Origin of the sequence: Microbacterium sp., from assembly GCF_035687345.1 — a bacterium.
Classification (GTDB): domain Bacteria; phylum Actinomycetota; class Actinomycetes; order Actinomycetales; family Microbacteriaceae; genus Microbacterium.
This window is the reverse complement of the sequence record NZ_DASRXZ010000106.1, coordinates 21,119-29,355: the sequence shown is the minus strand read 5'-3', so window position 1 is coordinate 29,355 and position 8,237 is coordinate 21,119. Positions and strand designations below refer to the sequence as shown.

Here is an 8,237-nt window from a genome sequence, read left to right as displayed (position 1 = left end):
GGATGAGGCGCTGCACGGTGCGGGCACCGGGCTGTTCGACCCGACGGTGTGGGTGATCGCCGGCGACGGATGCCTCGAAGAGGGCGTCTCCGGGGAGGCGAGCAGTCTCGCCGGCACGCTCGGCCTCGACAACCTCGTGATGCTGTGGGACGACAACCGCATCACGATCGACGGCCCCACCGACCTCGCATTCACCGAGGACGTGCGGGCCCGCTACCGCGCGTACGGATGGCGCGTGCTCGAGATCGACGACCCGCTCGACCTCGACGCCGTCGAGGGTGTTCTCCGTGAGGCGCGCGAGCGCACCGGGCGCCCGACGTTCGTCGCGATCCGCACCACGATCGGCTTCCCTTCGCCCGCGCGGGCGGGAACCGCCGCAGCGCACGCGGGGGCCTTCGGCGTCGACGACGTCGCCGAGGTGAAGCGCATTCTGCGGTTCCCGCCCGACGCGGGTCTCGACGACCTCATCCCCGACGAGGTCCTCGCCCACACCCGCCAGGCGCTCGATCGCGGCGCACGCCTGCGTGAGGAGTGGCTCATCCGCTTCGCGCAGTGGGAGCGCACGCACCGCGTCGAGGCGTCGCGGCGCCGCGTCCTCGCGCGCGGCGGCGACCCCGAGGCGCTGTCGCGCGAGCTGGACGCCGTCGCCGCCGAGATCCCCGGGCCCGGGGCATCCGTGGCCACCCGCGCCACGAACGGGAAGGTGCTCGTCGCACTCGCGCCGCAGGGCGTGCTGTGGGGCGGCTCGGCCGACCTGTCGGAGTCGACGAGCGTCGCCGTGCCCGGCACCGGCGTCGACGCGGCGAACCCCGGGGGCGATTTCATCCGGTTCGGCGTGCGCGAGCACGCCATGGCGGCGATCCTCACCGGCATCGCGGTGCACGGACTGTGGCGCCCGTTCGGCTCGACCTATCTGGCCTTCAGCGACTACCAGCGCCCGTCGATCCGCCTCACGGCGCTCATGCGGCAGCCGGTCGTATACGTGTACACGCATGACTCCGTCGCAGTCGGCGAGGACGGCCCGACGCATCAGCCCGTGGAGCAGATCGCGTCGCTGCGCACCGTGCCGCACCTCGACGTCGTGCGACCGGCCGACGCGCATGAGGTGGTCGGCGTGTGGCGCCGACTGCTGTCGGAGCGCTCGCACCCAACCGCCCTCATCCTGTCTCGTCAGGGCGTGCCCGTCGCTCCGTCCGGCACGGCCGCGGATCCGGAGTCGGTCGCGCGCGGCGCCTATGTCGCGTGGATGAGCGGACACGGGACGGATGCCGCGATCCTCGCGACCGGAAGCGAGCTCTCCCTCGCCATCGAGGCCGCGAAGCGCGTCGCCGACGAGGGCGTCCAGGTGCGCGTGATCTCGATGCCGTGCGAGACGTGGTTCGAGCGCGAGAGCGCCGAGTACCGCCACGAGGTGCTGCCGTCGTCGCTGCGCGCGCGTGTCGCCGTGGAGGCCGGGCGAGGGGCCGGCTGGTACAAGTGGGTCGGTCTCGACGGCGTCGTCGTGTCGGTGGAGGACTTCGGCGAGTCCGGTCCCGGTGCCGCGGTTCTCGAGCGCCGGGGAATCACCATGGGGAACGTCGTCGAAGCCGTACGGCGCGTGGTCGCGGGCGTGTAGCGGCCGCGCCGCATCCGCATCAGTCCGCTTCGTCAGGCTCTGCCGACGGGCTCGTCTGAACGGGTGCGGAGCAGATCCTTCAGCTCGGCGATCTCCGCGCGCAGCTGATCGACCTGCGCGGCGGTGGCGGCCGAGTGCGCCTCGGTCGAGACCTTCTCGACGAGCCACGACGCGAGCGTGGCGGTGACGACGCCGAGCAGCGCGAGACCGCCGACCATGAGGCCGACCGCGACGATGCGCCCCGTCACCGTCACCGGCACGAAGTCGCCGTATCCGACGGTCGTGATCGTCACGAAGGCCCACCAGATCGCGTCCCCGAACGACTGGATGGTGCCGCCCTGTCCTCGCTCCGCGTCGAGCACCGCGAGCGCGGCGACGAAGATCGTGAGCGCGGTGGCGCCGACGGTGTACACGACGACCTTCCCGCGCAGGACGGAGCCGGAGCCGCGCTGGATGATCGCGAGGATCGTCAGGAAGCGCATGAGCCGAAGCGGGCGGAGCATCGGCAGCACGACGATCGCGAGGTCCAGCAGGTGCCGCACGAACCAGCGGCCACGGGGCTTCGCGAGAATCAGCCGCACGACATAGTCCACGGCGAAGAGCACCCACGTCACCCACAGCACGACCTCCGCCACGGCGCTCAGCGCGCCCGTCTCGCTGATCAGGATCTGCGTGGCGTAGGCGATGAGGAAGAGCACCGCCGCCACCATCAGCGGCCAGTCGACGGCCTTCTCCCACCGCGCGAGGCGTTCCCCGTACATGGTGGCGAGCGTATCGGACGCGGTGTCGCCCTACGCTTCGACGAGGCCGGCGCGGAAGGCGATGATCACCGCCTGCACTCGGTCACGGGCGCCGATCTTGGTGAAGATGCGACCCACGTGGCTCTTCACGGTGGACTCGGCCAGGAACATCCGCTGGGCGATCTCCCCGTTCGTCAGACCCTGGCCGATCGCGACGAGGATCTCGCGCTCCCTCGCGGTGAGCTGCGCGACGGTCGCGTCCTCCTCGGAGGGTTGACGGGACGTCACGGTGCGCGCGGATGCGAGGTGGTGGAGGAGCCGACGAGTGGCGCTGGGTGCGATCACGGCGTCCCCCGCCGCGACGGAGCGGATGGCGGAGAGCAGATCGCCGGGCTCCGCATCCTTGGTGAGGAAGCCGCTCGCGCCGGCCTCGAGGCCTGAAAGCACGTACTCGTCCAGGTCGAAGGTGGTCAGCAGGAGGACGCGAGGGGCAGGGTGCTCGTGCGTCGCCCGCTGGACGATGCGGCGCGTCGCCGTGATGCCGTCGACGCCCGGCATCCGAACGTCCATGAGCACCAGGTCTGGCCGAAGCTCCTCCGCCAGCCGCACCGCGTCACCGCCGTCGACGGCCTCGCCCACGACCTCGATGTCCGACTGACCCGCCAGGAACATCGAGGTGCCCATCCGCTGCAGCGGCTGATCGTCGGCGATCAGCACCCTCGTCGGTCGTGCGCCCGTCGTCACTCTCTCGACTCCGTTCCGCTCAGGTCATCCAGTGGTATCCGCGCCCACACGCGCCAGCCGCCCTCGACGGGCCCCGCCTCGAACTCTCCCCCGTAGGCCGCCGCGCGCTCGCGCATACCGGGGAGACCGTGGCCGGGGAGGGCGGCCTGTCCGGTCGCCCCGCCGCTGTCGGTCACGGTCACGGTCACCGCCTCGGGCCCGCGAATGATCTCGACCCGCGCCCGGACGTGCCGACCGGCGTGCCGCAGGACGTTCGTGAGCGACTCCTGCACGATGCGATAGATCGCCAGCTGCCGCCCGGGATCCAGTCCGCGCACATCTCCCCGCTGCTGGAGCACGACATCGATGCCCGCACTCCGAACGGCGTCGAGCAGCTCCGCGACATCGTCCGAGCCGGGCTGCGGAGCGAGCGGCGCACCCGCCGGGCTCCCGTCATGACGCAGAACCCGGAGAACCCGGAGCACCTCGCGCACGGAAGACCGGCTGACCTGACCGATCGCATCGAAGGCGCGAACGGCGTCATCCGGCGAAGTGCGCGCGGCGACGCCGCCTCCCGCCGCCAGCGCGCTGATCACCGAGAGGTTGTGACCGATCGCGTCGTGCATCTCCTGCGCGATGCGCGATCGCTCGGCGAGGGCCGCCTCGCGCGCGATCTCGGCCTGCTCGTCCGCCAGTCGCCGACGGTGCTCGCGAACCTGCAGCCCCAGCAGGAACGAGGCGGCGCTCATACCCGCGAACGCGACGACGAGGCTCACGCGCTCGGTGGGCGGCATGGAGCCGAGGCTCGGCGGCGCGATCAGCGCGGCCACCGCCGTCACCGCCACGACGACCGCGGCCGACACGACCGACGTGCGTGGGCGGACGCGCAGCGCGACGGCGAACAGCAGCACCCAGATCGCCAGGTACATCCAGGGCGGCGGCCAACTCGCGAGCAGCGCGCCCACCGTCGCGATGACCACGCCCCCCGACGCCACGAGGAGCGCGGCCAACGGCCTCCGGCGTCGGAACGCCACCGCGGCACTCACCACGACCAGGATGCCGGCGCCGAACGCGTTGAGCTCGGCGCCGGCATTGAACGAGACGACCGCGACGAGAACCGCCAGGCCCGCGTCCCACCAGAGTGGCTGACGCCGATCGAGCGCGCGCAGCGCGTGCAGCGGATCCCTCATGCTCGCATCTCCCGTACGCGGCCGAGCGCCCTCAGACGTCACGCCGTTTCAGCAGCCACCACGCCGAGCCGCCGATCACGACGATCCAGGCGGTCAGCACCACGATCGCGATTCCGACGCCGTACGGCTCGGTGGCCGCGCCCGCCGCGCGGACCACGTCCATCGCCGCGAACGGCATGTAGTCGGTCACGCGAGCCAGGCCTTCGGGCAGGAACACCGGGAAGATCTGCGGTCCCATCTGGAACACGGCGAAGTACAGCGTGATCGCCGCGGCGGCGTTTCGGATGAGAGCCCCGAGGGCGATGCCGAAGAGCGCGCCGTACGGCAGCACGAGCGTGCCGGCGAGGACGCCCCAGAACATGTCCGGGTCGAACAGAGACATCCCGTTCGCCGAAGGAAGCGTGCCTGTGACCTGGACGAGGACATAGAGGAGCACCGAGGTGAACGCGCCGAGCACCGCGGTCACGGCTGTCAGCACAGCCGCCTTGGCGAGCAGCACGCCCGATCGCTTCGGCACCGCGACGAGGCTGCTCCGAATGGTCCCGCTGCTGTACTCACTGGTGACGGTGAGCACGCCGAGCACCACCAGAGCGAGCATCCCCACCGGGTAGACGGCGGTGAAGCTGAAGGGGATGTCGGCAGGCGCCCCGCCGAGCGTGGTGCCTTCGATGATGAGGTAGGAGCTCAATCCGATCACAAGCGCGAACGCGAACGCGAGCGTGAGCCGGAGGGAGCGCACGGACCACAGCTTCGTCCACTCCGAGCGCAGGAGACCGGACGCCGTGATCCTCGCGCGGGAGACGGCCGCAGTCGGCGCGGGCAGGCTCACAGCGCTCATCGGCGGACCTCCGTCGGCGTGTTGTACTCGACGGCGTTTCGTGTGATCTGCATGAATGCCTCTTCAAGGGTGATGGTTCGGGTGGCCAGCTCGTACACCGTGATGCCGTGGATGCCCGCGACCTCCCCGATCTCACGCGCAGAGCGGCCCTGCACGTCGAGGGTCTCCCGGTCGAGCGCCGTCACCGTCACGTCGGCGCCCTGGAGAGCGGTGACGAGGGCGGCCGCATCCGCGGTCACGACACGCACCGACGTCGGAGCGACCGACGAGATGATGTCGCGGACCGTGCCCGCCGCGAGCAGTCGGCCCTGACCGATGACGACCAGGTCGTCGGCGATGAGAGACAGCTCGCTCATGAGGTGCGACGACAGGAAGACCGTCCGCCCGCTCGCGGCGAAGTCCGACAGCATCTGCCGGATCCACAGCACGCCGTCGGGGTCGAGACCGTTGACCGGCTCGTCCAGCACCAGTGCCTGCGGGTCGCCGAGCAGTGCCGCCGCGATGCCGAGGCGCTGCCCCATTCCGAGCGAGAAGCCGCCGGCACGCTTGCGGGCCACCGAGCGCAGCCCCACGAGCTCGAGCACCTCGTCCACACGAGTCGCGGGGATGCCGTGGGTCTGCGCGATCGCGAGGAGGTGGTGGTACGCGCTGCGCCCGCGGTGGACGGCCTTCGCATCGAGGAGGATGCCGACGTGGCGGAGCGGGTCGGGCAGGTCGCGGTAGTCGCGCCCGTCGACCGTGATCCGACCCGACGTGGGTCGATCCAACCCGACGAGCATCCGCATGGTCGTGGACTTGCCCGCGCCGTTGGGGCCGAGGAAGCCCGTGACGACGCCCGGGCGGACGGTGAAGGAGAGGTCATCGACGGCGGTTCTCTCGCCGTACCTCTTCGTGAGGTTCTCTGCAACGATCATGTGGGCCACGCTAGGAACGCACGCGTGCGGGCACATCGGTCGCCGGTATCCCGTCGGACCGTCGAACCGTACCCGCGGACTAGTCCTCGGGTGCCGGCTGCGGACCCGCGGCCCGGACCAGGGGGAGGAACACCTCGTCGACGATCTGCGTGATCTCCTCGGCGGGCGCCGCCTTCTGCGTGATGAGCACGTAGTAGCCCAGCAGCGCGAACGGGACGTACTTGACGCGCCGAGGCAGGTCGGTCGTCGAGATCTCACCCCGCGCCCGCGCGCGTTCGAGGATCTCGCCCATGCGGTCCTGCGTGCGGCGGGCGATGGCGTCGCGGAGGTCGGCGAGCGTGAGCACATCGTCGTCGGAGCTGTCGAGCCGTGAGGCGAGCTGCACGGCGATCCTCGCTCGCGCATCGTTGGCGCCGTGCAGGAGCGAGATGACATCCTCGCGCAGCGAACCAGTGTCGGGAGCATGCGTGGGCTCATCCGCGAGCACCCGGGCGACGGCTGCCAGCGCCAGATCGTGCTTCCTGGGCCATCTGCGGTACAGCACGGCTCGGCTCGTCTGCGCCCGCTCCGCGACCGCCTCGTACGTCATCGCCCCGTACCCCTTGTCGAGGAGCTCCTGCCACGTCGCGTCGAGGAGGGCGGCTTCGAGCTCTGCTCCCCGACGACGTCGTTGCCGGGGCTCACTGGGAATGTTCTCAAGAGACACTGTGTTTCCTATCGCATAATATCCGCCATCCAAGATACATGCTGACTCTAAGGAGGCGCCGTGGAGAACAAGACCGACGTCGTCGCGCCGAGGGTGTGGACGGTCGCATGGACGACGCTCGTCGGCGGCCTGGGTGTCCTGTTCGCGACGACGACCGTCGCCGTCGCGATGGAGCCGCTGGCCGGAATCCTCGCCATACCCCTGTCCACGATCCAATGGATCAGCACCGGCTATCTGCTCGCGCTGGCCGTCGTGATCCCGATCGTGCCGTGGGCGCAGCAACGGCTCGGCGGCCGGAGGCTGTGGCTCTCGGGCCTCACGGTGTTCCTCATCGCATCCGTGCTGAGCGCCTTCGGCTGGGACGCGCCATCGCTCATCGCATTCCGTGTGCTGCAGGGCGCGGCCGGTGGAGTCCTGCTGCCGCTCATGGTGACCCTCGTCATCCAGGCCGCGGGCGGGAAGAGCCTTGCCCGGGTGATGGCCGTCGTCAGCGTGCCGGCGGTGCTCGGTCCGATCCTCGGCCCCGTCATCGGCGGCCTGGTCCTCGACTACCTCGACTGGCACTGGCTCTTCCTCGTCACCGTCCCCTTCTCGCTCGTCGGGCTCATCCTCGCCGTCCTCTACCTGCCGAAGGATGAGGCGACCCGGCCTGCGTCCCTCGACATCGTGGGGTTCGTGCTCATGGCGGCCGGCCTCGCCGCCGTGCTCTTCGGCCTGAGCAACGCGAGCAAGGACGGCGGATTCCTGCACCCCGATGTGCTCGTGCCGGCGATCGGAGGCGCCCTGGCGATCGGCGGGTTCGTGTGGTGGACGCTGCGGCGCCCCGGGCGTGAGCTCATCGACCTCGCCCTGCTGAAGCATCGGCCCCTGTCGTCGTCCACGCTCCTCCTGTTCCTCTCGGGTGTCGCACTCTACGGGGCGATGCTGCTCATCCCGCTGTACTTCCAGCAGCTGCGCGGGATGTCCCCCCTTGCGGCTGGACTCCTGCTCATCCCGCAGGGTGTCGGAAGCCTGGCGAGCCGCACCGTCGCCGCACGGCTGTCGGAGACCATCGGCGCCCGCTGGGTCGTCGCCGTCGGGTTCGCGATCGTCGCGGTCGGCACGGTGCCGTTCCTCACGGCAACCGAAGAGACCAGCCTCGCTCTGATCAGTGCGTTCCTCCTCATCCGAGGCATCGGGCTCGGCGCGGTCACCGTGCCCCTGATGGCGCTGGCTTTCGAGGGCCTCGCGAATGACGAGGTGCCGCACGCGAGCGTCATCAGCCGCATCGGCCAGCAGCTCGGCGGGTCCTTCGGGACTGCCGTCCTCGCGGTGATCCTGCAGACAGCGATCACCGCGGCCGCCGTCCCGGCGGTGGGCTTCCAGGTCGCCTTCTGGTGGGCGACGGGCTTCACGGTCGCCGCCGTCGCGCTCTCGTTCCTGCTGCCCGGCGGGAAGGCGCCGACGGATGCCGAGGAGGAAGAGGAGACCGTCGAAGTCGCCGCGACCTCGTCTTGAACGTGAGCACTCGG

The 8,237-nt window shown here is 70.6% G+C and carries 8 protein-coding genes; 2 read left to right on the top strand and 6 right to left on the bottom strand.

Features of this window, described 5'->3' with window-relative positions; genetic code table 11:
- A partial coding sequence (locus tag VFF97_RS12055; RefSeq protein ID WP_325033738.1) for a transketolase-like TK C-terminal-containing protein occupies window positions 1–1,615 on the top strand: 1,615 nt, incomplete at its 5' end.
- 32 nt (window positions 1,616–1,647) lie between these two features.
- Here VFF97_RS12055 and VFF97_RS12050 read toward each other — a convergent pair.
- The 6 genes from VFF97_RS12050 to VFF97_RS12025 form a co-directional block, all read right to left on the bottom strand.
- Window positions 1,648–2,376 carry a potassium channel family protein gene (locus tag VFF97_RS12050; RefSeq protein ID WP_325033737.1) on the bottom strand — a complete coding sequence of 243 codons (729 nt, stop codon included), beginning with the start codon at window positions 2,374–2,376 and terminating at the stop codon, window positions 1,648–1,650.
- Between the two features lie 30 nt (window positions 2,377–2,406).
- Window positions 2,407–3,099, bottom strand: a complete 693-nt coding sequence (locus tag VFF97_RS12045; RefSeq protein ID WP_325033736.1) for a response regulator transcription factor — start codon at window positions 3,097–3,099, stop codon at window positions 2,407–2,409.
- Window positions 3,096–4,268 carry a sensor histidine kinase gene (locus VFF97_RS12040; RefSeq protein ID WP_325033735.1) on the bottom strand — a complete coding sequence of 391 codons (1,173 nt, stop codon included), beginning with the start codon at window positions 4,266–4,268 and terminating at the stop codon, window positions 3,096–3,098. The genes VFF97_RS12045 and VFF97_RS12040 overlap by 4 nt, the downstream gene beginning before the upstream one ends.
- Window positions 4,269–4,299: 31 nt before the next feature.
- Window positions 4,300–5,106, bottom strand: a complete 807-nt coding sequence (locus VFF97_RS12035; RefSeq protein ID WP_325033734.1) for a hypothetical protein — start codon at window positions 5,104–5,106, stop codon at window positions 4,300–4,302.
- Window positions 5,103–6,020 (bottom strand): ABC transporter ATP-binding protein, encoded by a 918-nt coding sequence (locus tag VFF97_RS12030; RefSeq protein ID WP_325033733.1) that lies wholly within the window; start codon window positions 6,018–6,020, stop codon window positions 5,103–5,105. Before VFF97_RS12030 ends, VFF97_RS12035 begins: the two co-directional genes overlap by 4 nt.
- Window positions 6,021–6,099: 79 nt before the next feature.
- A complete protein-coding gene (locus VFF97_RS12025) occupies window positions 6,100–6,726 on the bottom strand; it encodes a TetR/AcrR family transcriptional regulator (protein WP_325033732.1) in 627 nt (208 codons plus the stop codon).
- A gap of 60 nt (window positions 6,727–6,786) precedes the next feature.
- Between VFF97_RS12025 and VFF97_RS12020 the strand changes: the two genes are divergently transcribed.
- Window positions 6,787–8,223, top strand: a complete 1,437-nt coding sequence (locus VFF97_RS12020; RefSeq protein WP_325033731.1) for an MDR family MFS transporter — start codon at window positions 6,787–6,789, stop codon at window positions 8,221–8,223.
- Window positions 8,224–8,237: the final 14 nt, after the last annotated feature.

Excerpts from the sequence above, each read along its gene's own strand:
- VFF97_RS12040 (WP_325033735.1), bottom strand. The coding sequence starts at position 4,268 with ATGAGGGATCCGCTGCACGCGCTGCGCGCGCTCGATCGGCGTCAGCCA.
- VFF97_RS12030 (WP_325033733.1), bottom strand. The coding sequence starts at position 6,020 with ATGATCGTTGCAGAGAACCTCACGAAGAGGTACGGCGAGAGAACCGCC.
- VFF97_RS12035 (WP_325033734.1), bottom strand. The coding sequence starts at position 5,106 with ATGAGCGCTGTGAGCCTGCCCGCGCCGACTGCGGCCGTCTCCCGCGCG.
- VFF97_RS12050 (WP_325033737.1), bottom strand. The coding sequence starts at position 2,376 with ATGTACGGGGAACGCCTCGCGCGGTGGGAGAAGGCCGTCGACTGGCCG.